The organism is Christiangramia forsetii KT0803 (assembly GCF_000060345.1).
Classification (GTDB): Bacteria; Bacteroidota; Bacteroidia; order Flavobacteriales; family Flavobacteriaceae; genus Christiangramia; species Christiangramia forsetii.
The window spans coordinates 2,302,588-2,326,036 of sequence record NC_008571.1 but is presented as its reverse complement, the minus strand read 5'-3'; the positions used below and the strand labels follow the sequence as shown (position 1 = coordinate 2,326,036).

21 protein-coding genes are annotated in these 23,449 nt (G+C 37.3%); 12 read left to right on the top strand and 9 right to left on the bottom strand.

Features of this window, described 5'->3' with window-relative positions:
- Window positions 1-11: 11 nt before the first annotated feature.
- The 7 genes from GFO_RS10260 to GFO_RS10230 all read right to left on the bottom strand — a co-directional run bounded on the left by GFO_RS10260 (window position 12) and on the right by GFO_RS10230 (window position 5,260).
- Window positions 12-371 carry a diacylglycerol kinase family protein gene (locus GFO_RS10260; protein ID WP_011710049.1) on the bottom strand — a complete coding sequence of 120 codons (360 nt, stop codon included), beginning with the start codon at window positions 369-371 and terminating at the stop codon, window positions 12-14.
- On the bottom strand, window positions 371-871 hold the full coding sequence (gene tpx / locus GFO_RS10255) for a thiol peroxidase (protein ID WP_011710048.1): 501 nt from the start codon (window positions 869-871) through the stop codon (window positions 371-373). Before tpx ends, GFO_RS10260 begins: the two co-directional genes overlap by 1 nt.
- 124 nt (window positions 872-995) lie before the next feature.
- Window positions 996-1,244 (bottom strand): DUF6952 family protein, encoded by a 249-nt coding sequence (locus GFO_RS10250; RefSeq protein ID WP_011710047.1) that lies wholly within the window; start codon window positions 1,242-1,244, stop codon window positions 996-998.
- Window positions 1,225-1,539, bottom strand: a complete 315-nt coding sequence (locus GFO_RS10245; RefSeq protein WP_011710046.1) for a thioredoxin family protein — start codon at window positions 1,537-1,539, stop codon at window positions 1,225-1,227. The genes GFO_RS10250 and GFO_RS10245 overlap by 20 nt, the downstream gene beginning before the upstream one ends.
- 34 nt (window positions 1,540-1,573) lie before the next feature.
- Complete coding sequence (locus GFO_RS10240; RefSeq protein WP_011710045.1) at window positions 1,574-2,212, bottom strand: peroxiredoxin; 639 nt, start codon at window positions 2,210-2,212, stop codon at window positions 1,574-1,576.
- Between the two features lie 202 nt (window positions 2,213-2,414).
- Window positions 2,415-3,887: a Na+/H+ antiporter NhaC gene (nhaC, locus tag GFO_RS10235; protein ID WP_011710044.1), complete on the bottom strand. Its 1,473-nt coding sequence runs from the start codon at window positions 3,885-3,887 to the stop codon at window positions 2,415-2,417.
- A gap of 158 nt (window positions 3,888-4,045) precedes the next feature.
- A complete protein-coding gene (locus tag GFO_RS10230) occupies window positions 4,046-5,260 on the bottom strand; it encodes an aminotransferase class I/II-fold pyridoxal phosphate-dependent enzyme (RefSeq protein WP_011710043.1) in 1,215 nt (404 codons plus the stop codon).
- A gap of 158 nt (window positions 5,261-5,418) precedes the next feature.
- Between GFO_RS10230 and GFO_RS10225 the strand changes: the two genes are divergently transcribed.
- From GFO_RS10225 to lpdA, 10 genes are all read left to right on the top strand, one after another.
- Window positions 5,419-5,877 (top strand): Lrp/AsnC family transcriptional regulator, encoded by a 459-nt coding sequence (locus GFO_RS10225; RefSeq protein WP_011710042.1) that lies wholly within the window; start codon window positions 5,419-5,421, stop codon window positions 5,875-5,877.
- 424 nt (window positions 5,878-6,301) lie between these two features.
- Entirely contained in the window at window positions 6,302-7,609 is a 1,308-nt protein-coding gene (locus GFO_RS10220; RefSeq protein ID WP_011710041.1) for an aspartate aminotransferase family protein, read from the top strand.
- A gap of 110 nt (window positions 7,610-7,719) precedes the next feature.
- On the top strand, window positions 7,720-8,655 hold the full coding sequence (locus GFO_RS10215) for a carbon-nitrogen hydrolase family protein (RefSeq protein ID WP_011710040.1): 936 nt from the start codon (window positions 7,720-7,722) through the stop codon (window positions 8,653-8,655).
- 11 nt (window positions 8,656-8,666) lie between these two features.
- Window positions 8,667-9,074 (top strand): VOC family protein, encoded by a 408-nt coding sequence (locus GFO_RS10210; RefSeq protein WP_011710039.1) that lies wholly within the window; start codon window positions 8,667-8,669, stop codon window positions 9,072-9,074.
- Window positions 9,075-9,080: 6 nt separating this feature from the next.
- The gene (locus tag GFO_RS10205) at window positions 9,081-11,828 is read left to right on the top strand and encodes an aminotransferase class I/II-fold pyridoxal phosphate-dependent enzyme (protein ID WP_011710038.1); all 2,748 of its coding nucleotides are present in this window, start codon (window positions 9,081-9,083) and stop codon (window positions 11,826-11,828) included.
- Window positions 11,829-11,839: 11 nt separating this feature from the next.
- The gene (locus GFO_RS10200; protein WP_011710037.1) at window positions 11,840-13,555 is read left to right on the top strand and encodes a biotin carboxylase; all 1,716 of its coding nucleotides are present in this window, start codon (window positions 11,840-11,842) and stop codon (window positions 13,553-13,555) included.
- A gap of 105 nt (window positions 13,556-13,660) precedes the next feature.
- Window positions 13,661-14,920 carry a C45 family autoproteolytic acyltransferase/hydrolase gene (locus GFO_RS10195; protein ID WP_011710036.1) on the top strand — a complete coding sequence of 420 codons (1,260 nt, stop codon included), beginning with the start codon at window positions 13,661-13,663 and terminating at the stop codon, window positions 14,918-14,920.
- A 251-nt stretch (window positions 14,921-15,171) separates the two neighbouring features.
- Complete coding sequence (locus GFO_RS10190; protein ID WP_011710035.1) at window positions 15,172-16,527, top strand: NAD-dependent succinate-semialdehyde dehydrogenase; 1,356 nt, start codon at window positions 15,172-15,174, stop codon at window positions 16,525-16,527.
- Window positions 16,528-17,137: 610 nt separating this feature from the next.
- Entirely contained in the window at window positions 17,138-18,067 is a 930-nt protein-coding gene (locus GFO_RS10185) for a 2-keto-4-pentenoate hydratase (protein WP_011710034.1), read from the top strand.
- Window positions 18,068-18,294: 227 nt separating this feature from the next.
- The gene (lpdA, locus tag GFO_RS10180; protein WP_011710033.1) at window positions 18,295-19,698 is read left to right on the top strand and encodes a dihydrolipoyl dehydrogenase; all 1,404 of its coding nucleotides are present in this window, start codon (window positions 18,295-18,297) and stop codon (window positions 19,696-19,698) included.
- Between the two features lie 46 nt (window positions 19,699-19,744).
- Here the strand turns inward: lpdA and GFO_RS10175 are convergent, their stop codons facing one another.
- Window positions 19,745-20,458: a LytR/AlgR family response regulator transcription factor gene (locus GFO_RS10175; RefSeq protein ID WP_011710032.1), complete on the bottom strand. Its 714-nt coding sequence runs from the start codon at window positions 20,456-20,458 to the stop codon at window positions 19,745-19,747.
- Entirely contained in the window at window positions 20,448-21,527 is a 1,080-nt protein-coding gene (locus GFO_RS10170; protein ID WP_011710031.1) for a sensor histidine kinase, read from the bottom strand. The genes GFO_RS10175 and GFO_RS10170 overlap by 11 nt, the downstream gene beginning before the upstream one ends.
- Before the next feature lie 229 nt (window positions 21,528-21,756).
- Between GFO_RS10170 and GFO_RS10165 the strand changes: the two genes are divergently transcribed.
- Together GFO_RS10165 and GFO_RS10160 are read left to right on the top strand one after the other, a co-directional pair.
- Complete coding sequence (locus GFO_RS10165; RefSeq protein ID WP_011710030.1) at window positions 21,757-22,866, top strand: serine hydrolase domain-containing protein; 1,110 nt, start codon at window positions 21,757-21,759, stop codon at window positions 22,864-22,866.
- Window positions 22,867-22,888: 22 nt separating this feature from the next.
- Window positions 22,889-23,326 carry a hypothetical protein gene (locus GFO_RS10160; RefSeq protein ID WP_011710029.1) on the top strand — a complete coding sequence of 146 codons (438 nt, stop codon included), beginning with the start codon at window positions 22,889-22,891 and terminating at the stop codon, window positions 23,324-23,326.
- Window positions 23,327-23,449 lie beyond the last annotated feature (123 nt).

The window sequence follows — 23,449 nt, the reverse complement described above, 5'->3', positions numbered from 1 at the left end:
TTATTTTTTGGTTATAAATAGGGGATGTAGATAAAACCAGCAATTATAACAGCTATTATCGCGGCAATAAATACTGCACCGGCAGCTACATCTTTAATATGGCCAATTTTATTATGAAAATCCGGATGCACAAAATCTGCCATGGCTTCCATAGCAGTATTTAGACCTTCCGTAGACATTACCAGGCCTATGGCCAGGAATTGAAAGATCCATTCTGTTTTAGTGATTTCAAAATACCAGCCAGCGATGCAAACAAGGATAGAAATAACGAATTGAACCTGAATACTCGGTTCATGCCTTAGTAGTAACCAGGCTCCTTTCATTGCATAACCACCTCCTCTTATTCTTTTTCCGAGGAAACTGTTCTTCATTATAATAGCGTTTTCAGAGCGGCAAGATAATCTGGCTCATCCTCGATCTTTTCAATCTGCTGGGAATGGATTACACGTCCATTTTCATCCAACACAAGCACAGCCCGTGATAAAAGTCCTTCAAATGCACCATCTATCATCTCTACTCCGTAGTCTTTTCCAAAATTTCTATCCCTGAAATCTGAAAGATTTGTCACATTCTCTAAACCTTCATCGTTTACAAATCTTTTTTGCGCAAATGGCAGATCTCTGGAGATGCACAAAACTACAGTATTTTTCAATTCTGAAGCTTTTTTATTAAAATTCCGGACGGAAGTTGCACAAACACCGGTATCAATACTCGGAAAAATATTTAGAATTACTCTTTTTCCTTTGAAATCTTCCAGAGTACCTACTGATAAATCAGATTTTGTTAATTCAAAGTGTGGTGCTTTTTCATTCAATTCTGGAAGATTACCGTAAGTAGTTACTCTTTCTCCTCCAAGTTCAACCTTTGCCATGCTGTTTTTATATTAGAAATATAAATTTAGAAGATTGTGTTTGGGTTATTACTAAAATTATCATAAAACAACAGAGGCTGTTTCCCAATGAAAACAGCCTCTATGAATTGGTTTGTAAGAAAGATTATTTGTCTATAGAACCTAATACCTTTTTTACAAAATTATTTGCAGCATCCCTCTCTGGAACACCATCATTTATCATTTTATGAACTTCTACAGCTCCACAAAGATTCGTTAGCAATTCACCTATTACATCCATTTCCTCTTCAGAAACTGAACGATGCTCGGTAAAATTCTCCAGAACTTCAATAGTATTCTGAATTTTTAACTCATCATTATTCTTCTGCAGATGTCTAATTACTGGTAACTTCATCAACTAAGCTTTTTAACTGGTCAAACTTATTTGTTTGAACCTGATTCTTAAAACTTCCATTTTTGAATGTAGCGAAAGTAGGCAGATTATCAACTGTAGCCAATTTTCTTGATTCTGGAAATTTTTCGGCATCCACAAAAATGAATTGAGCGTTTTCGTTTTCAGAAGCCAGCTTTTTAAATTTTGGTTTCATCAACCTACAATTCCCACACCATCCGGCCATGTATTGAACCACAACAGTATCGTTGCCATTAATCACTTCGCTTAAGTTATCTTGATCTAATTCCTTTATCATAGCAATTTTTTTTAGATTCTTAATTAAGCTTTTCTTAGTTCAGGCTAAGGTAAGATGCAACACCTTCACGGTCTGCGTTCATCGCTTCTTTACCTTCTTCCCAGTTTGCAGGACAAACTTCTCCTTTTTCCTGAACATGAGTATAAGCATCGATCAATCTTAAGAATTCATTTACATTTCTACCAAGTGGCATATGGTTTACCCCTTCATGAAATACCGTTCCTTCTTCATCGATAAGATACGTTGCTCTATACGTTACATTATCACCTTCTAAGGTAATTGCACCGGTTTCATCATCATAAGTTTCACTCATGATATCTAAAATGTCAAGTCTTGAACTTAGGTTACGGTTAGAATCTGCAAGAATTGGATATTTAACACCTTCAATACCACCGTTATCTTTTGGAGTATTTAACCATGCAAAATGTACCTCTGGAGTATCACAAGACGCTCCAACAACCATAACATTTCTTTTTTCAAATTCTTCCATAGCGTTTTGAAACGCGTGAAGTTCTGTAGGGCAAACAAAGGTGAAGTCTTTTGGGTACCAGAAAAGCAATACTTTTTTGTTGTTTTTCTGAGCTTCTTCCAAAATATTTAATTTGAAAGTATCTCCCATTTCGTTCATTGCGTCTACACTAAGATTTGGAAATTTTCTTCCTACTAAAGCCATATTGTTGTTTTATTTTTAATTAAACTTTTTCTTTTTCTACACTGCAAATTTAGTATCTAAGGGGATATTTTAAAACTTGAAAAATTTTTAAATTTTATTGTTTAATAGAGGTTGTCTATTGATTTGAATAAACACAATAGTATGCGTCTATAATTGTCAAATTATCAGGATATTAACTTTGAAATTAGAGGAGTGGCAATAATTACTTTTCAGAAAGCATTTTTATTTTGATTCCAACTGCGGCAAATAATAATGTCATAAACGGACTCAAATAGTTGAAGAATGCATATCCGGCATAAGAAAGAACCGGAACTCCTAAAACACCGCTATGATAAGCACCACAAGTATTCCAGGGTACTAAAACAGAAGTTACTGTTCCCGAATCTTCTAAACTACGACTAAGATTTTCAGGAGCAAGGCCTTTGTCTTTATATGCCTTTGCAAACATTTTACCCGGAACTACAATGGCCAGATATTGATCTGAAGCCGTTACATTCAATGCCAGACAGCTAAAAACAGTACTGGCAAATAATCCGAAAGTAGTATGGAACATATCAAGCAAAGCTCTACTGATTGTGGCGAGTGCACCAATAGATTCCATAATTCCCCCAAAAACCATAGCACAAATAATCAACCAGATAGTTCCCAGCATTCCCGCCATTCCGCTAGCTGCGAAAAGATCGTTTAAAGCCTCAGAATCGGTTTCAACCGCTGTATCTACCGTAATTGCGTTCATGATACCCTTGTAACCGCTTACAAAATTCAGGTTTTCCATTCCGCTAACCGCAAGTACGACATCTGGTTGAGCTATTAAAGCTGCAACAGCTCCCAGTAGTGTTCCGATAAGAAGGGCTATCAATGGAGATGTTTTTCTAACTATAAGTACAATTACCAGAACTGGGACAATAAATAACCAGGGGCTAATATTAAATGAGGCGTCAATAGAATTTAAAATTGCAGAAGTATCTGTGGTTCCCGAGGAATCAATATTTAGTCCTATGATTATAAAAGCTATTAGCGTAATGCTAATGGTTGGGACAGTAGTTAACGCCATATACCTAATATGGGTAAATAAGTCTGTGCCCGCCATGGCAGGTGCAAGGTTAGTGGTATCACTCAACGGAGACATTTTATCACCAAAATAGGCTCCGGAAAGAATGGCTCCGGCCGTCATCCCTAAAGATATTCCCAGGGCATCTGCAATTCCAATAAGGGCAATACCTACCGTTGCGGAAGTTGTCCAACTACTACCAGTTGCCAGCGATATTACGGAACATATAACTACACAAGCGGCCAGGAAAATCGTGGGATTTAAAATTTGCAAACCATAATAGATCATTGTGGGGATAATTCCGCTAATAAGCCAGGTTCCAGCAAGTGCGCCTACCATGAGTAAGATAAGAATCGCACCGGCAGTACTTTGAATATTTTTCGCAACTTCATCTATCATATCATCAAATTTCACTTTGTTGAAATAACCAACGATTGCTGCAACTCCACCACCTAATAATAATATAAATTGGTTAGACCCACTAAGAGCGTCATCACCAAAAACGAACACATTAAAAGCCAGCATGGCAATAAGGGCAAAAACAGGAATTAAAGCTTCCCATATATTAAGCTCTCTGTTTTGAATGATAGGTTCATTTTCAGGATTGGCAGTAGAGTTTTCCATTTAGTTTGAGTGCTTTGTATACGGTAAAAATAAAGCCTCACAGTACACCTGAAATCCATCAGATTTACTGTGAGGCTTAGAATTTAAAACCGGTCGTTAATATTGATCATTTTTTTCTGAACGTAATTTTACGACTTTCGGCTTAATCCTGCAAAATTTTAGACCATTTCGGTATTTAAAACACCAACTTTAAGCATACATTCTTTCATCATTTCATAAGTTCTTGCAATATCATTATCCAAACCAATCGAAAAACGAATTAAACCATCACTTAATCCCATTTGTTTTTGTTCTTCTTCCGGAATTTCTGAAGAAGTAGATGTTCCGGGTGCGCTAAAAAGCGTTTTATAGAATCCTAGGCTTACCGCGAGATAACCAAGATTGCGCTCCTGCATTAATTCCATCAGATCATTTGCTTTGTCCAGAGAACCCAGATCTATAGTCAACATTCCCCCGAAACCATAAGATTCATTCATCATTTTTCTGAAAGTTTCATGACCGGGGTGGGATTTCAGACCTGGATAGACCGTTTTAAAGCCGTCTTCCTGAAATTTATTAGCCAGGTATATCGCATTATGACTGTGTTGCTTCATTCGGATATGAAGGGTTCTAAGATTCTTCATAATAGAAGCTGCCCTTAGACTATCCATAGTAGAGCCCAGTAACATTGCTGCACCATCATTCACATTTCTAAGCTCATTGATAAAATCTTTAGTTCCACAAACCACACCACCAACGGTATCACTACTACCATTAATAAATTTAGTAAGACTATGTATAACCACATCAGCTCCTAATTTCGAAGGACTCAAAGACAGTGGGGAAAAAGTATTGTCTACTACCAGTTTAAGATCGTGAGATTTGGATATTTTAGATAAGGATTCCAAATCTGCAATTTCAAGTAACGGGTTGCTTACGCTTTCACAATAGATCACTTTTGTATTTTTCTGAACCGCGTTCTTTACGATTTCCGGTTTAGTGATATCTACAAAAGTGGTTTCGATTCCGAATTTTGGTGCGAAATTTTTCAGAAATGCATAGGTTCCACCGTACACAGTTCTGCTACAAACAATATGATCTCCGGCATTGCATAATTGCATTAAAACCGAAGTAATCGCTCCCATACCGGAAGCGGAAACATTTGCAGTTTCGGTTCCTTCCATTGCGGCCAATGCTTCACCGAGGTAAAGATTAGAAGGGGAAGAGTGTCGTGAATATAAATAACAACCTTCTGCATTTCCTTCAAAAGTGTCAAACATGGTCTTGGCTGAAAGAAAGGTGTAAGTGGAAGAGTCGGAAATTGAAGGGTTTACTCCTCCAAATTCGCCAAAGTACTGTAGATCCTGAATACGATCTGCGGGTTTATATTTCATGATTTCTGAATTTGTATAATATCAAATTTCAGAATTTTATGTATTAAAGTCAATGTATGGTTATATTTATAGAAAATAAATCTCTTATAATTATAATTTATAGATTAATAATCTAATTTTAGTTTAAAGAAATTATATTTTCCGAAAATTTAAAAGCTATGAAAATCGACGATCTGGATAGAAAGATCTTAATGCATCTTCAGCAGGATAGCAAAAAGACGAATAAGGAAATATCTAATGATCTCGGACTTTCGGTCACCGCGATTTATGAAAGAATCCGCAAGTTAGAAAGGGAAGACGTAATTTCGCAATACGTAGCATTAATCAATCCTGAAAGTGTTGAAAAAGGATTTATGGTGCTTTGCCAGATCAAGCTTATTCAGCATAAAAAAGAATTTTTAAATAGGTTTGAAAAGGAAATAACCAGCCTGCCCGAGGTTATTGAATGTCTCCATGTAAGCGGGGATTTTGACTATATGCTAAAAGTCCAGGTGAAAGATATGGATGCTTACCGGGAATTCCTGGTTACTAAGCTAACTACACTGAATCATATTGGAAGTACTAAAAGTATTTTTACGATTAATAAAGTAAAACAGAGTACTTTGATAAGCTTGTAATCCATCAATTCAGGATTTTATATTCGGACTAGACCAAAATCTTATAGAAGCATTCTATCAAGTACACTATAACTAATTACAATAATCAATATCCTTAAGAGTAACTTTTGAATTGCTGAGATTAGTTTATTCAGATGTATAAGTTTCTATTTTCCACGTGTTAATGACCTTCTTGATATTTGGGATACGATTTTGAGGTAGATTACCTTGAAAATTTCTTACCTCACATCTTAAAAAAAGTCCATTCCCAGTTAGTAAAAGTTTACTGTTAAGTAAAATAAAATATTGATCGGGGTATAAGAAAAATCTGTATATTATAAAATGAATAATTTATCTTAAAGAATTGGTTTATCGCAGTGATGTACCTCTTTTTGTATATAATTTTCAAATAAATATTTAAAATTTTAACAAGTTTATTTTTAATATGATTGAAAAAAATACTCAGGCACAAGAGCTCCTGGAGAGGAGAAAGAATATAGTAGCCAACGGGGTCGGTATTTTTAATACTGCCACAGTTAAAGAAGCAAAAGGAGCAATTATTACCGATGTAGATGGCCGGGAACTCATAGATTTCGCTGGTGGAATTGGAGTAGTGAATGCAGGCCATTGTCCGGAACCTGTGGTAGAAGCTATTCGTGAACAGGCAGGTAAATATCTCCATACCAGCTTTAATGTGGTAACTTATGAGCCCTATATAAAACTTTGCGAAGAGCTGGCCGAGATTCTTCCACATGGTGAAAAAACTAAGGCCATGTTGATTAGTACCGGGGCTGAAGCTGTAGAGAATGCGATCAAAATTGCCCGGCAGGCAACTAAAAGACCGGCGATATTATGTTATACAGAAGCCTATCATGGTCGTACCCTTATGGCGATGAGCCTTACCAGTAAAGTTAATTACAAATTTTCTTCTGGACCTTTTGCTCCTGAAGTCTACCGAATTCCTTTTCCTAACTTCTATAAATATGGCGGCACACAGGAGATGGACGATTTTGTGGATACCGAACTCAACCGACTTCGCGAAAGTGCACACAGTATGGTAGATATTAACAGCGTTGCCGCCATTATAATTGAACCCATCCAGGGCGAGGGTGGATTTAATCCCGTGCCGCAAAGATACTTAGAGGGATTGCGTTCTTTTTGTGATGAACACGGTGTTTTATTGATCTTGGATGAAATCCAGAGTGGTTTTTGTCGCACCGGCCATTGGGCAAGCTGGCAACATTATAATGTAGAACCCGATATAAGCACTTATGCCAAGTCGCTGGGATCTGGTTTACCGATTGCAGCTGTATTAGGCAAAGCTGAAATTATGGATGCCGCAGGTTCAGGAACTATTGGGGGTACCTATATAGGTAGTCCAGTTTGTTGCGCTGCGGCACTGGCTACTATTCAGTATATGAAAGATATCAACCTGAATGAAAGGGCAGTACAGGTGGGGAAAATAGTTACGGACCGAATAAAAAAACTTCAGAAGGAATATCCTGGTATTGGTGATGTACGTGGTATAGGTGCAATGATTGGAATTGAATTCGTAAAAGAAAATAATCCCGGTAAACCAGACACCGAACTTTGTGATAAAATTGTGAAAGGCTGTGCAGAAGAGGGCCTCATCCTTTTAAGCGCAGGAACATTTAAAAATGTAATCAGGATTCTTTCGCCACTGGTAATCACTGATGAGCAATTGAATAAAGGGCTGGACATCCTTGTAAATCAAATCAAAAAGAATATTTAAATAATCTGGACTATGAGAAGTTACGATTTTCTTGAGAGGAGAGTCGTATAAATTCCTGTGAGTGGAATTTGAAACTGATTATAGTAAACAGAATAAAATAAAAATAACTAATGAATCCATTCGCAATAGCAGGAATACAAATGAAAGTATCAGCCGTCGCTTCCAATGTGGAAATGATGAAGCTGAAACTGGATATTACCATGAGCCTTTATCCATGGGTAGATATGGTAGTTTTTAGTGAATTGTGTGGTTATGGCCCATTAACCCATACCGCACAGGAAATTCCAGGAGAATTTGAACAGGAAATGCAAAAAATGGCCAAAAAACATAAGATCTGGCTTTTACCAGGTTCTATATTTGAGAAGTCTGAAGGCAAAATTTATAACACGGCCAGTGTAATAAATCCTGAGGGGGAAGTGGTAACACGTTATAGAAAAATGTTTCCTTTCTATCCCTATGAAGTTGGGGTAACCCCGGGATCGCAATTCTGTGTATTTGATGTACCCGGTGTAGCAAAATTTGGTATCTCCATTTGCTACGATATGTGGTTCCCAGAAACCGTACGTACACTTTCGGTAATGGGGGCAGAAGTGATCTTGCATCCAACTATGACGGGTACTATAGATAGAGAGATAGAACTTTCTATTGTAAGGGCAATGGCGGCGGTAAATCAATGCTATTTCTTTGATGTAAATGGTCTGGAATCTGGAGGTAACGGAAGGTCATTAGTTTGTGGTCCAGATGGTCGTGTAATTTATCAGGCTGAAGGGAATGAAGAAATTTTTCCGCTGGAATTGAATATTGACAGGGTTAGACGAAGCCGGGAACTCGGAGTGCTTAGATTGGGACAGCCCTTAAAAAGTTTTAGGGATCATATTGGCCAGTTTGGAATATATCAACAGGGCGCTCAGTTGCCATACTTAAATTCATTAGGACCACTTATCAAACCTACAAAACTTGACACCCTGGCGAAGCTTAAAATGCAGGAAAATGAATATGAACCACCTACAGATCCAACGGGTTATAAAGGATTTGGCGGAGTATAAAATTGAAAATTATGGGAGGAGTATCATCAAAGAAACAGAAAGAAGAAAAACCGGTAAAGAATTTTATCAGCTGGTTTGAAATCCCGGCGGTTAATTTCCAGCAGGCGGTAGATTTCTATAATCATATTTTCCAGATGGAGATGGAGAAAAACTTTGAAGGCAATTACGCGATGGCTTTTTTTCCAGCTAATAAAGGTGTTGGAGGTGCTATAGTCGCTGGGCCGGGATCCACTCCAAGTGACACAGGCCCTTTGATTTATCTTAATGCAGGTAGTGATTTAAGCCATGTGCTGGAGCGTGTTGAACCTGCAGGTGGCAGGATCGTTATGTCTAAAACGCTTATTAATAAGGAGTCAGGTTATTTTGCCATTTTCATCGATTCTGAAGGAAATAAACTTGCCCTACATTCAAATAAATAAAAATTTATGCCAGATAAAAAACATCTTCGTTCCAACCATTATAATATCGCGCAGCTTCGATCGGAATCCTGGAACACCTTAAAAAGTGAATCCACCAAACTCGAGAATTGCAACCGGGGTGTTTCAGAAGAGAAAGATTTGAGGAAAAGCCTTCGAAAACTTTTGAAAGAGCTGGAAGGTGTGGAAAGTTATTTTGCATTTCCCGGTAGATCTTGTTTACAAGTGCTAAACGAAATGCTGGACAGGCAGGAACATACCGCATTGGCACATAAAATAGCGGAGCTTACCAAGAATCTGGTAAGCGATAAGTACAGAAGCCATCCAGATCTTATTGAAGACGAAGAGCAAGGTTTTGATACATCTGAAAGTGGTCCGGTTGGGGAAGCTGTGAAAAAAACTTATTTCGAAGTTCTGTTCGTAGAAGATATTTCCATTCAGGAAGAAAACAAACTCAGAAATGATCTTAAAGATGTTCGTGGCGCCAACGATCAATTCAATTACGGAATTGTAGTGCAGAGGTCTTTTGAGGATGCTTTGATAGCCCTGCATTTTAATTATAATATTCAGGCCGTGGTGGTACGTTATGCGCCACCTTATCATTCCGAAAAAATAACACCAACATTAAAACCTTTTATTCAGAATGTATTAAAACTTGACCTGGCATCCAGAACTACCTCTGAATTAGGGCCAATATTAGGTAATTTAGTCAAGAAGTTCAGGCCAGAACTTGATACTTATTATGTAACAGATACTTCTTTGGGGAACCTTAAGGACAGTACTCTAAAAAGTTTCAGAAGGATTTTTTACAGATCTGAAGATTTGCAGGAATTGCACCTTACCATATTAAGGGGGGTATGCGAGCGATATGAAACTCCTTTCTTTTCTGCCTTAAAGGAATATAGTAAAAAACCAACCGGGATATTTCATGCCATGCCGATTTCAAGGGGGAATTCAGTTTTCAAATCCAGATGGATCAATGATTTCGGTAATTTCTACGGAAGGAATATGTTCCTGGCAGAGACATCTTCCACAACAGGTGGTTTGGATTCCTTACTTCAGCCAACTGGATCTTTAAAAAAGGCGCAGAAGATGGCTAGTGATGCCTATGGATCGCAGCATACTTTTTTTGTAACTAACGGAACTTCAACAGCAAATAAAATTGTTGTCCAAGCCCTGGTAAAACCAGGCGATGTGATCCTCATTGACCGCGATTGTCATAAATCACATCATTATGGATTAGTACTGGCCGGAGCATATCCTGTTTATCTGGATTCTTATCCTATTGAAGAGTATTCCATGTATGGGGCGGTCCCACTGGAACAAATAAAAGAAAAGTTACTCCAATTGAAGGAGGCAGGAAGATTGGACCTTGTAAAAATGTTACTACTTACCAACTGTACTTTCGACGGCCTGGTTTATAATGTAGAGAAGGTAATGCAGGAAATCCTCGCCATAAAACCAGATATGATCTTTTTATGGGATGAAGCCTGGTTTGCTTTTGCTGGATTCACCTATAATTATAAACAAAGAACTGGAATGTTCGTCGCTCAAAAATTGTATGAAAAATACAGGAGCGATGCTTACAGGAACGAATATGATGAGCATATTAAGAATCTTAAAAAAGATGAAATCCCGTCGCTTCCAGATCCAGATAAAGTTAGAATGAGGGTGTATTCCACTCAGAGTACCCATAAAACGCTGAGTAGTTTTCGTCAGGGTTCCATGATACATATTTGGGATGAAGACTTCCGAAGAAAAAGTGAAAATACCTTTATGGAAGCTTATATGACGCATACTTCCACTTCACCAAATTATCAAATGCTTGCTTCATTGGATGCTGGTAGGAGACAGGTTCAGTTTGAGGGCTATGAACTGGTAGAAAAAAGTATAGAAATGGCGATGATGCTGCGCGCCAAAATAAATGATCACCCACGCCTCAATAAATACTTTGATGTTTTGACGGTGAGTGATTTTATTCCTGAAGAACTGCGAAAATCGGGGCTTTCAGAATATTATGATCCTAAAGAGGGATGGAATAGAATGGAAACTGCCTGGGAGAAAGATGAATTTGTGTTGGATCCAACCAAAATAACTTTGCATATTGGCCGTACCGGCGTAGATGGGGATACCTTCAAAAACAAATACCTGATGGATAAGTTCAATATCCAGATAAACAAGACTTCCAGAAACACAGTCTTATTTATGACCAATATTGGAACTACCAGGGGAAGTGTTACCTATTTAACCAATGCCTTGCTGAAAATCGCAGATGAACTAGATAAGGAATTGCGCTCACTGAGTTCAAAAGAAAATAAAATTCGCGAGGATAGGATTTATTCTTTAACCAAAGATTTTCCACCATTACCTGATTTTAGTTACTTCCATCACTCATTTCAGGCAGTTCCCGGGGTGCCGGGAGGTAACATCAGGGAGGCTTTCTTTCTGGCCTATAATGAGGATAACTACGAATATATGCCGTTAACTGAATGTTTGCCTGCAATGGATAATAACAGAACCTTAGTCGCATCTTCCTTTATAATACCTTATCCACCGGGATTTCCAGTGCTCGTCCCCGGGCAGGTAGTGAGTGAGGAAATAATCAGGTTTTTGACCGCACTGGATGTTTCAGAAATTCACGGTTACCGCGCTGATTTAGGACTGCGAATTTTTAAAGAAAATGTATTGAACAGGCAGAAAACTGTTACTTCCATGGGATCTATGGGGAATAATAAAAAAAAGAAACTAATTAAATAAAATCAAAAATTATGGAATCTAAAAAACCGAAAGCTACCAAATCTAAGGAGGCAAAAGACAAAAAATCGAAATCTCCAATAAAAACTGGAACAGATAGGACAAAGGTTCCAATTAGGTGGAAGACCGATGATGGAAAAAAGCAAGCCCCGTCAAAGAAAACCGTAAAAGCTAAAACTAAACGTACCGCTAAAAAATCTAAAGCAACTACTAAACCCACAACGGCTGCCAATAAAACAACCGCTACTAAAAAAGCAGGGGCATCTTCAAATTCAGGTAAAAAGCATTTAAAGGGAGTTTCAGATATCCGTAGATCTTTTCACAAAAATGAGGAACCTCTATATTTTATTAGCGCTACGAATTTTAATCTTTTAGGAGCAGATGAATGGATTAAAGGATTCAAATTCATTACCTATATTGAATGTTTCGATGGATTACATCCGAATGTGTTTTCTCCAAAAGAGGAAATTCCACATGATGATTTTGAAGGAATTGAGGACATTAATAATTATTTACTGCAACATCCCGAAGTGCAGGATTACCTTAAAACAAGGTCTGTTGATGGTTCTCCTGGCAAAGCGATGTTTTTAATGTTCAATGAAGAAACTGAAAGGCTGGCAGAAAAATTAGGTCTGGAGATTATGTTTCCAAGCGCCGAAATGAGAACTTTCCTTGATAATAAGGTAAATACGAACAGAATTGCCGAAAGGGCAGGAGTTGCCTGTGTACCGTATGTACTTTCAAAAGTGAAAAATTACAAACATCTTTCTGAAGTTTCTAAAGAACTTGGTAAAGAACTGGTGATCCAAACACCGTTTGGCGATTCAGGACATACTACCTTTTTTATTTCCAATGAAAAGGAATATAAGAAATATGCTGAAGAAATAGAAGCAGAGGATGAGGTAAAAATTATGAAGCGTATTCGCTGCAGGGGATCTGCAATTGAGGCTTGTGTTACCCGTCACGGAACAATTGTCGCTCCACTAATGACTGAATTAGTCGGTTTTAAGGAACTAACACCTTATGAAGGTGGATGGTGCGGTAATGAGATCTATCCAGATGCCTTCACCCCGGAATTAAGACAAAAAGCAATAGAGAATACTCAGCTTTTTGGAGATCAGTTAAGAGAAGAAGGTTATAAAGGATATTTTGAACTTGATTTTCTTATAGATCAGGATAACGGGGAAATTTATCTTGGAGAATTGAACCCAAGGGTAACAGGAGCGAGTTCTATTACCAATCATGCTGTTTTTGCGCTCGCCGATGCTCCTTTATTTGTGTTTCATATTCTAGAATGGATGAATATTGAATATGAGCTGGATATTGATGCCATCAATAAACGTTGGTCTAACCAGGAAAATCTGGATGGCTGGAGCCAACTAATTGTAAAGCATACAGATGACACGATTGAGTACGTAACCGAGTCACCAAAGTCTGGTATCTGGAGAATGTATGATACCGGTCATATTCAGTATGATAGAATGGATACCCACCGTAGGGCAGTAGAAAATGAAAATGAAGCTTTCTTTTTAAGGATTTCTAAAAAAGGGGATTACCTGTATGAAGGAGCAGATATGGGAATACTGGTAACCAGAGGACGTATGATGACAGATGATTTCGCGCTAAATAATCGTGCAAAGCACTGGATTAAAGCGATTAGATCACAATATAAATCGGAAATGGTAGAGGATAAGAAGAAGCCGAATCTCTCTGGAACTTTAACGAAATAAATTTTTATTTTAACAGCCCGCACTGAAAAATGGGGCTACTTTGCTCCACCTGTTATTTTGCTTTACAGGTGGAAAATGAGCTATGAAAAATTAAAATAGAGATTTATGCAACTACATTTTACGGCAGTTTCTGAAGCCGGTTTACCGGGAAAGAAATGGCAAAAATTGTACAATACCCATTGGGAAGCTTATAAAGCCTGGCTTAATTCTAAAGGAAAGGCCTATTCCCCAGATTTAAAAACCTCCCAGGCGGCCCTCAAAAAATATATGCCTGAAATGTGGCCCACCTACAAGCGTCTTTGTAAACTGGCAAAGGCAGATGAGGTGGCGGCCCGATTTCTAACCGGTTTCCAGCCGCCAGCCTATATAAGTGCCTGCTCTAATGCCGTGCTTTCCGGGGAGGAGATACAGTTAGTGCGCAATTATGATTATCATCCAGATTTGATGGAGGGCACTCAATTATTAAGTGCCTGGAATGGTAAGAAAGTAATTGCTACTAGCGATTGCTTGATAGGTGCGGTAGATGGAATGAATGAAGATGGGCTGGCCATTTCCCTCACTTTCGGTGGGCGGAAAGAGGTTGGAGTAGGTTTTGGAATTCCTTTTATCTTAAGATATGTGCTTGAATTTTGCAGTACTGTGGAAGAAGCTGTATCGGCTTTAATCAGAATTCCTTCGCATATGTCTTATAATGTAACAGTGGTTGATAAGACTGGAGCTTTTAAGACCGTTCAACTAGCACCGGACAAAGAACCAGTTGTTACCGATGCTGCTTTTACCACCAACTATCAGGATACTATTGACTGGCCAGAAAATGCTGCATTCAATCAAACGCTGAAACGTTCTGCTTTTCTGGAGAAAATGCTGGCGGAAAAAGATATGAATGCAACTAAAATCGCCGATGCATTTCTCAAAAGACCGCTTTATAATACTTTGTTCAAAGAAGGTTTTGGAACTTTATTTACATCAGTCTATCGTCCGGTGGAAGGTGTTGTGGAAATGCGCTGGCCCAATGAAAATGTGAGTCAGACTTTTGAAGCTTTTGAAGAGCAGTATAAATTGATCAATTTTGAGCAGGATTCAGCTATGCTGGCGGAAGCATTTAAACAGGATACAGCTTCAGTTCAAAATAACAATTCCTCAGAAAAATGGGCGCAAAAAGAAAGTTTAAATAGGGCTGAATGGCAGGAAAATCTTGCTGATACCATGGTACACGCAATGATTCAAGCGAATCCTTCTATAGAAAAAGCGAAAATTGAAAAATTACGTGGGGAAATAATTCATCGTGGAGAGGTTTCCTGGGAAGTGCTTGCCGATTTCTGGTCTAAAGCGGGAACAGGATACGGAACTAAATGGAATAATTAATTAGGTGTTTTTTGTCAAATCGAGCGTAGTCGAGATATCTTTTGTCAATCCTTCGACTTTAGTTTATCCTGAGCTAGGCCGAAGGGCTCAGGATTTTAAAATTTGGACATCGATTTTCAAACCGAATGCATTTTCAAATAAGTATTAAAATTTATCCTATTGAACTTCAATGAAATAAAATAATTGATGACTTTTAGGCTTGTTTTAGTTATCAAACTTCAATTTAATCTTTCACAAACCAAAATAATTAAATGAAATTTTATAGCGTCAACCCCTTTAACGGAGAACAGGTAGGAGAATATCAGGCTCTTAGCGTGAATGAACTGGATCAAAAACTGAATAAATCGGCAGATGCTTTTAAAGAATGGAGTCAAAAACCTCTTTCCTATCGTACCGGTCTGATCAAAAAAGCCGGTCAGGTACTTCGGGATAATCTTGAAGAGTACGCGCAAATGATAACTTCTGAAATGGGAAAACCCATTTCAGAATCCAGGGCCGAAGTAAATAAATGTGCCTGGGTTTGTGACTATTATGCTGAAAATGCAGAATCTTTTTTAGCCGAGGAGAAAGTGAAAACTGATGCTTCAAAAAGTTTTGTAAGGCACGATCCTATCGGTGCCGTATTTGCCGTAATGCCGTGGAATTTTCCTTTCTGGCAGGTCTTCAGGTTTGCCGCACCTACACTAACCGCAGGAAATACGGGATTGCTAAAACATGCACCCAATGTTTTTGGTTGTGCAGAAAAGATCGAAGAAGTATTTACCAAAGCCGGTTATCCGGAAGGTGTTTTTCAGAATCTTATCGTTCATCACGAACAAACCGAAAAAATAATTGCTCATGATGCTGTAAAAGCAGTGACCCTTACCGGAAGTGAAATGGCGGGTTCTGCTGTGGCACAATTAGCAGGGAAATATATCAAGAAAAGTTTGCTGGAACTCGGGGGTAATAACTCATTTATCGTGCTGGAGGATGCTGATATAGGTCAGGCAGTGAAAACTGCAGTTTCTGCGAGGATGTTAAATTGCGGACAGAGCTGTATTGCAGCAAAACGCTTTATTTTACTTGAATCTATTCACGATGAATTTGTGGAGAAATTTACAGAGGCAGTTAAAAATCTCAAGGCCGGGGATACAAAAGATAATGCTACCCAGGTAGGACCTTTAGCAAGAAAAGACCTGGCAGATCAACTTAATCGTCAGATTAAAGATACTATTTCCCAGGGTGCGACTTTACTGGTTGGGGGCGAACAGGATAATTGCTTTCATGAACCTACGATCCTGGGAAATGTAAAACCGGGAATGACCGCTTTTGATGAAGAAACCTTTGGGCCCTTAGCTGCCATTATTAAAGTTAAGAATGTGGAGGAAGCTTTTGAATTATCCGAAAGGTCCAAATTCGGACTGGGAGTTAGCGTCTTTACTAAAGACACTACGAAATCTTTAGAATATGCAAGTAGAGTTACCGATGGCGCTTTTTTTGTAAATGAACTGGTGAAATCTGATCCCAGATTGCCTTTCGGGGGAAATAAACGATCTGGTTACGGTCGGGAATTAGCGAAAGACGGAATGATGGAATTTGTAAATAAAAAGGTGGTTTACGTAAAATAGGGAAAAGTGCAGATTGAAAAGTAAAAAGTAAAAAGTGAAGAGTGAAGAGTGAAGAGTGAAGAGTGAAAAGTGGAGAGTGGAGAGTGAAGAGTGAAAAGTTGTGAACAAAGTTTTCTGGGCTACGATTAAAATTTTATTTTCTGATAACTGATAACTGATAACTGATAACTGATAACTGATAACTGATAACTGATAACTGATAACTGATAACTGATAACTGATAACTGATAACTGATAACTGATAGCTCCTAACTTTGATATTAGTCATTGCAGAGAATATTTTTATTTTTCCGATTAATAAAGTAAAACAGTGTACTTTGATTAATCTGTAGTCTATAGTTCGTTGTTGCGAATGAGAATTAAGCAGTTTTAAACAAAGCTTTTAAAGTAAGTTTGAAATTTTGATATTCATTGACTGCTTATTTTTATCAAAAAGATTTTATAGTCTTTGAAAAGTTTTTACTTACCAAATCAATTTTTCATTTTAGAAAAAGTTAAAATGGAAACCTATTAACAGAAATTAGTCACAATTATAAAAAATTTAAAAACTTGCTTGTGACATCACAGCAAGTAAGCTTGTATATTGTTGTAAATCAAAAAGATATAAGTTATGAAAAGAGAGAAAAGATTATTTATGTGCATTCTTTTTTGCGCATCACTGTTAACTTCCTGTTCAGTATCAAATGAGGAGGAAGAATTAAAAGTTTCAGAATTATCAGCGAAAAAAATGAAAGATGATAATTCAGAACTTTTTGATTATGTAGATGATTATGCAGAATCTTTCTATGATATTGAACCTTATCCCGCACTAACACCAATGTTCGATATATCAATTGATGATGCCTATGATTTTCAAGAACTTCTTGTGCGGGAATTGAAAAAAGGAGATAGAACCAGGAATGGTGGCGTGAAGCGACTAACGGGTTATAAACTAGGCTTTACAGGTGATGTTAGACCATTTGGAGCTCCAAAACCTCTTTATGGGCGTCTCTACTCTAGTTTCGAAATTCCGGAAGGTTCGACTTTAAGCCTGAGTGAAGATTTTATAAGGGGTTCAGTTGGTTTTGAAGTAGCTATTATCATGGGAAAAAATGTAAGAACTGCTATTACACCTGAGGAAGCTAAAGATGCGGTGAAAGCAATTGCACCAGCTTTTGAATTTGCCGATTTTGGTTTTACTTCTGAAGACTTTAATTTTAAGGATATTATTGCCACTAATAGTGCAGCACGTTATTATATAGTGGGAGAAGAGACACCTTTGGAAGAATTATTCGAGAAAGGTATCGATCCAAACGAAATTCAATTAACGGGGAAACTGGATGGAGAAACAATCCTACAGGCTAAAGTTGGGCTTCCGGTAGATGGTATTTTTAAAGCTGTTTCCTTTCTTAGTGGAGAGTTAGCAGCAAGAGGAGAATTTTTAAAACCTGGAGATATTATTTTGACAGGAGCAATAAAAGGAGATCAAAATGCAGGTACTGGAACCTATGTAGGCGACTATGGTGTTTTGGGTACAATTCAATTTACTTTGGTTGAATAATTGATTTGACCTGACCGAAATTCTAAAAACAGACTATAAATGAAGAATCTTCATTTATAGTCTGTTTTTAAATTATTACGATATTATGACATCTTAATTTTTATAATATTAGGCAGATACTTAACTGCCTGGTAAGAAACTGACCGACTGCTAACTGAATATTGGTCATTGCTGAGAATAGTTGTATTTTTACGATCAATTTTTGAAAAACGAAAAAACACACAATTATGAGTACATATGATGTTGCGGTAATAGGATCTGGACCAGGTGGTTATGTAGCCGCTATTCGTTGCGCCCAGCTGGGTATGAAAACTGCAATCATAGAAAAATATTCCACTCTTGGTGGAACCTGTCTTAACGTTGGGTGTATCCCGAGTAAGGCTTTATTGGATTCTTCTCACCATTATGATGATGCAATTAAGCATTTTGAGGACCACGGAATTGAAATTCCGGGAGAGGTGAAACTTAACCTTGAAAAAATGATGGAACGTAAATCTTCTGTTGTGAGTCAGACTTGCGACGGAGTGAAGTTTCTTATGGACAAGAATAAGATCGATGTAATTGAAGGAGTAGGATCTTTTAAAGATAAAACCCATATCAATATCGAAAAAGACGGGGAAACCCAAACTATCGAGGCGAAAAAGACCATTATCGCGACCGGTTCCAAGCCGGCCAATCTTCCTTTTATCGAATTGGATAAAGAGAGGGTGATCACTTCTACAGAGGCCTTAACGTTGAAAGAAGTTCCAAAGCACATGATCGTTATTGGTGGTGGAGTTATTGGTTTAGAACTTGGTCAGGTGTATCGTCGCCTTGGGGCGGAAGTAACGGTGGTTGAGTTTATGGACAGAATTATCCCTACTATGGATAGTGCTCTTTCCAAAGAACTTCAGAAAGTATTGAAGAAGCAGGGAGTAAAATTCCATACCAGTACAAAGGTGAAGTCGGTGGAGCGAAATGGTGATGAGATTACTATTAAAGCTGATGATAAAAAGGATAAAGAGATCGAACTAAAAGGTGATTATTGTCTGGTTTCTGTAGGACGTCGTCCTTTTACTGACGGTTTGAATGCGGAAGCCGCTGGAGTGAAACTTGATGATAAAGGAAGAGTGAAAGTAAACGATCACCTTCAAACAAACGTGGAGAATATTTATGCGATTGGCGATGTGGTTCGCGGAGCCATGCTAGCTCATAAAGCGGAAGAAGAAGGTTCTATGGTTGCGGAATTGATGGCAGGCCAGAAACCTCATATTGATTATAATCTGATCCCGGGAGTCGTTTATACCTGGCCAGAAGTTGCTTCAGTTGGTAAAACCGAAGAACAACTGAAAGAAGAAGGAGTAAAATATAAAGAAGGTAAATTCCCAATGCGTGCCCTTGGACGTTCCAGAGCAAGCGGAGATATTGACGGACTCGTAAAGATCCTTGCCGATGAGAAAACCGATGAGGTTTTAGGAGTTCATATGATTGGAGCCAGAACAGCAGATCTTATTGCCGAAGCGGTAACAGCGATGGAATTCAGGGCATCTGCAGAGGATATTGCGAGAATGAGCCATGCGCACCCAACGTATGCTGAAGCCGTAAAAGAAGCGGCGTTAGCTGCTACTGAAAATAGAGCGTTGCATATATAAGAAAAACAATATTTTCAATAAGAAGCCGGGCAATGTTCCGGCTTTTTTATTGAAACTTTCCTAAACATTTTAAAACTTCGTCTTTATAAGTACGGCTTATAGGAATAGACTTATTTTGAATAACTACTTCTTCGTTCGAATAGGATTCGATATAGTCTATAGCTATTATAAAAGAACGGTGGACTCTTAAAAATTTAGTTTCCGGAAGTTTTGTTTCAATAGAAGAAATTGTTTCCCGGGTAACTTTTGTGCCTTCCGATGTTTCAATTTTAAGATAATCGCTCAGGCTTTCTATCCATAGGATTCCGGAGAAATCTATCTTATGCATTTTCCGGTCTATCTTCACGAAGATAAAGTCGCCTGATTTTTTATTTTGAACTTCCAGGTCGTTTTGATCTAAATGCACTTCCTGAAAATTATGTACAGCATCCAGTAAACGATCAAAAGAAATAGGCTTCAAAAGATAATCTACGGCATGCAGGTCAAAACCATCAATAGCATATTCCCGATAGGCTGTTGTAAAGATGATCTTAATATTTTTATTGATCGACTTCGCGAATGATATGCCGGAAATACCGGGCATATTGATATCCAGAAATACAAGGTCGGTTTTATTCGAACTGATCATGTTAAAAGCCTCGGTAGCGTTTTTACAACGCCCAACAAGCTCGATATTATCAATTTTTGAAAGATGATTTTCCATGATATCCAGGGCAACATTTTCATCATCAACAATTACACATCTTATTTTATTTGACATCGGTTGGTAATTTGGAGGTATTTAAAATTAATTTAGCCTGGAAAAATTCACTATCATTTTCAAGCTTTAATTCATAATCTTTTTCATAAAGAATGTTTAATCGACGTTTTATATTATCCAGACCAATTCCTTCTGTTTCCGAGTTTTCTGTGCTTTCTGAAACCGAATTAATAATTTCAAACTTTAGATATTCTTCTTCTAATTTAATATGAATTGATATTTTGAGTTTTCCATCATTTCCTTTCCCATGTTTAAAACTATTTTCAACAAAGGGAAGTAAAAGCATTGGTGCAATTTTTATTTTTTCCGGGATCGGTTCACAATGAAATTCAATCTTTAAATCTTCCTGGAAACGTTTCATTTCAAGCTCTATATAATTCTGAATATGCTTAACCTCGTCTTCCAGTCTAACCAATGGCTTTTTTGTTTGATAGAGTATATAATCCAGGAGGTTGGATAGTTGCAGAATCATTTCTGGCGTAGATGGATTGTTAGCGAGACTTAAACCATAAATAGTATTCAGGGTATTAAAAAGGAAATGCGGATGGATCTGCATTTTTAGATACTGAAGCTCCTGTTCTTTTAGTTTTAGTTGTGCCTCCAGGATCCGGTTCTGTAATTCTTTATTTTTAGCAGAAGTTGCATAGTTATATTTCAGCAAACTAAATGCTGAAGCAATCGCGACCACCAGGTAGATCGTGATCATAATGTAAAAAATGCTTTTAGAAATCGGGAAATTATCGTTCCATTTTAGCCCAAAAGAAAGGACAAAACCATAGAAGGCAGAGACAATAATGAAAACTGCCGATATGATTAGTGTATACACTGAATAGAAGACGAATTTCAAATATTTTTCTGGAAGCAGGAATTTAGGAATGAGGTGGTAAATAAAAATATAAGTCGTAGAAATCGTAACCGGTAGAAAAAATGCCGAAAAAGTAAATTTGGTAGGATTGTTTGCACTTTCAATTCCAATAAAAAAGCTGAAGAAAATCAGAACGAAGATCCATAAAATTAAATGGATCAAAAGACGTTTTGCAGCCTGGATAATACTTTTCTTCGGTTTCATTAATGAATAAAAATGCGATTAATATTTTAAAGTTGAAAGTTTTTGCGACAGATTGCCATATTTGAAAGGTGGAAAGCATGAATTAAACGTAGTGGAATAAAAACTGGGTGAACACAGTGTTTTTTCAGTATGCCGGCGCATTTTAATAAAGCTACTTATATTATATTCTAGTTTTGCTCCTGTGTTAAAACCAAAATTATCAACCTGTACTAAAACAAATAGACTCAAAATGAAAAATCAGTTATCACTATTAATTGGAATTTTATTATTTAACTATGGAATTGGACAATCTAATAGTTCCATTAATGATCTAGAGGTTTCAGGAGCTCAAATTTCGGAAAAACAAGCTGATATAATTTTTGAGAAAACAAAAATTTTTCCAGACAATACGCAATTATCAATAGGTATTATTAAAAATGGCAAAATTTTATATTATGGAGTTAAGCGATCTGGGGACACGCTTCAGAAGGTTGATAATTATCATGATATATTTGAAATTGGCTCTTTAACGAAACTATTTACTTCTACTTTGCTGGCAAATTTTGTATTAGAAGATAAGATAAAACTAAAGGATCCTATACAGAAATATTTCAATTTTCAAGTAGCTAATGATCAGGTTACGGTATTGCAGCTGGCAAATCATACCTCAGGCCTTCCTAAGTTGCCTTCAAATTTAAATTTAGCAGCAGTTGATCAATCAAATCCCTATAAAGATTATGACGAGCAAAAATTAATAAAATATCTAACTAGCGAATTAGAAATCATTACAACTCCAGGGACTAAATATGAGTATTCCAATATTGGGGCAGGAATATTGGGATATCTTTTGGAAGTACAATCCCATTTAACCTACGAGGAATTACTTCAGAAGTATATCCTTTCCAAATACAATATGCATAATACCACTACAAATAATGATAAAATCAACTTGAAATTAGTGTATGGGCTTGACCTCAATGGAAAGAAAACTTCAAACTGGAATTTAAATTCTTTGGTAGCAGCCGGCGGCATCCTTTCAAATATAGAAGATCTTTCGAAATTCGCAGTTGCTCAGTTCAGCGATACGAATGAAGAACTTCATCTAACCAGACGTCCTACTTTTGAGCAACAGGAATATAAAATGGAAACCGGATTGGCCTGGAAAATCATTAAACCTGATGCCAACATAAATATATATGCTCATAATGGTGGAACAGGCGGTTATTCTTCCATGATCACTCTGGATACTAGGAATAAAAAAGGGGTGATTATATTATCCAATGTTTCAGCTTTTCATAATGATGCTAGGAATATAGATCAACTTTGTATCCAACTATTGAAAACACTTTATACAAAATAATTAAACAGAAAAACTTCAGATTATGATCTCATTATTTCTTTTTTTATTTCAGGGTCAGGGATTCTTTGGGCAACTTACATCTAGAATCCAGGAAGGAGGCTCATTTCAGATGACGCTTATTTTAATTTTATTTCTATTAATTATCTTTTTGATTGTTCGCTCAGTGATGAAATTAAAAGCTCCCTCTAATGTTTTTAAAAAATCGGTTTCCCTTGTTAATCAGGCAGCGCTTCTGGCAGTAGTTATAGGATTATTTAGTCAGTTAATAGGCCTTATTGGAGTATTTGATGCTTTTGAATCTTTAGGTAACATAAACCCGAGTCTCTTTGCAGGCGGTTTAAAATTGACATTATTGCCCCCGGTCTTTGGAGGATTTACTTTTATAATAGGCCGTACTGCAACATTTATACTGAATTGGCTCAGGGACGAAGAGCTGGATAAGGTGGCGATCCGGGCATAGATTCAATAGTTGGATTAACATGGCTCAAAATTTTTGTCCGTCGAGCGAAATTCTCTAGTTTACATTTAATAGCATAAAAGTTTTTACAGGAATCAAGCAATAGGCGTAGCCTTCTAGAAAGAG

What these genes read in the sequence shown, in the direction of transcription:
- GFO_RS10250 (WP_011710047.1), bottom strand. Translation starts at nt 1,244, where the DNA reads ATGAAGTTACCAGTAATTAGACATCTGCAGAAGAATAATGATGAGTTA.
- GFO_RS10210 (WP_011710039.1), top strand. Translation starts at nt 8,667, where the DNA reads ATGGGAGGAGTATCATCAAAGAAACAGAAAGAAGAAAAACCGGTAAAG.
- lpdA (WP_011710033.1), top strand. Translation starts at nt 18,295, where the DNA reads ATGAGTACATATGATGTTGCGGTAATAGGATCTGGACCAGGTGGTTAT.
- GFO_RS10240 (WP_011710045.1), bottom strand. Translation starts at nt 2,212, where the DNA reads ATGGCTTTAGTAGGAAGAAAATTTCCAAATCTTAGTGTAGACGCAATG.
- GFO_RS10195 (WP_011710036.1), top strand. Translation starts at nt 13,661, where the DNA reads ATGCAACTACATTTTACGGCAGTTTCTGAAGCCGGTTTACCGGGAAAG.
- GFO_RS10165 (WP_011710030.1), top strand. Translation starts at nt 21,757, where the DNA reads ATGAAAAATCAGTTATCACTATTAATTGGAATTTTATTATTTAACTAT.
- GFO_RS10245 (WP_011710046.1), bottom strand. Translation starts at nt 1,539, where the DNA reads ATGATAAAGGAATTAGATCAAGATAACTTAAGCGAAGTGATTAATGGC.
- nhaC (WP_011710044.1), bottom strand. Translation starts at nt 3,887, where the DNA reads ATGGAAAACTCTACTGCCAATCCTGAAAATGAACCTATCATTCAAAAC.
- GFO_RS10185 (WP_011710034.1), top strand. Translation starts at nt 17,138, where the DNA reads ATGAAAAGAGAGAAAAGATTATTTATGTGCATTCTTTTTTGCGCATCA.
- GFO_RS10175 (WP_011710032.1), bottom strand. Translation starts at nt 20,458, where the DNA reads ATGTCAAATAAAATAAGATGTGTAATTGTTGATGATGAAAATGTTGCC.
- GFO_RS10220 (WP_011710041.1), top strand. Translation starts at nt 6,302, where the DNA reads ATGATTGAAAAAAATACTCAGGCACAAGAGCTCCTGGAGAGGAGAAAG.
- GFO_RS10230 (WP_011710043.1), bottom strand. Translation starts at nt 5,260, where the DNA reads ATGAAATATAAACCCGCAGATCGTATTCAGGATCTACAGTACTTTGGC.
- tpx (WP_011710048.1), bottom strand. Translation starts at nt 871, where the DNA reads ATGGCAAAGGTTGAACTTGGAGGAGAAAGAGTAACTACTTACGGTAAT.
- GFO_RS10200 (WP_011710037.1), top strand. Translation starts at nt 11,840, where the DNA reads ATGGAATCTAAAAAACCGAAAGCTACCAAATCTAAGGAGGCAAAAGAC.
- GFO_RS10260 (WP_011710049.1), bottom strand. Translation starts at nt 371, where the DNA reads ATGAAGAACAGTTTCCTCGGAAAAAGAATAAGAGGAGGTGGTTATGCA.
- GFO_RS10160 (WP_011710029.1), top strand. Translation starts at nt 22,889, where the DNA reads ATGATCTCATTATTTCTTTTTTTATTTCAGGGTCAGGGATTCTTTGGG.
- GFO_RS10170 (WP_011710031.1), bottom strand. Translation starts at nt 21,527, where the DNA reads ATGAAACCGAAGAAAAGTATTATCCAGGCTGCAAAACGTCTTTTGATC.
- GFO_RS10190 (WP_011710035.1), top strand. Translation starts at nt 15,172, where the DNA reads ATGAAATTTTATAGCGTCAACCCCTTTAACGGAGAACAGGTAGGAGAA.
- GFO_RS10225 (WP_011710042.1), top strand. Translation starts at nt 5,419, where the DNA reads ATGAAAATCGACGATCTGGATAGAAAGATCTTAATGCATCTTCAGCAG.
- GFO_RS10205 (WP_011710038.1), top strand. Translation starts at nt 9,081, where the DNA reads ATGCCAGATAAAAAACATCTTCGTTCCAACCATTATAATATCGCGCAG.
- GFO_RS10215 (WP_011710040.1), top strand. Translation starts at nt 7,720, where the DNA reads ATGAATCCATTCGCAATAGCAGGAATACAAATGAAAGTATCAGCCGTC.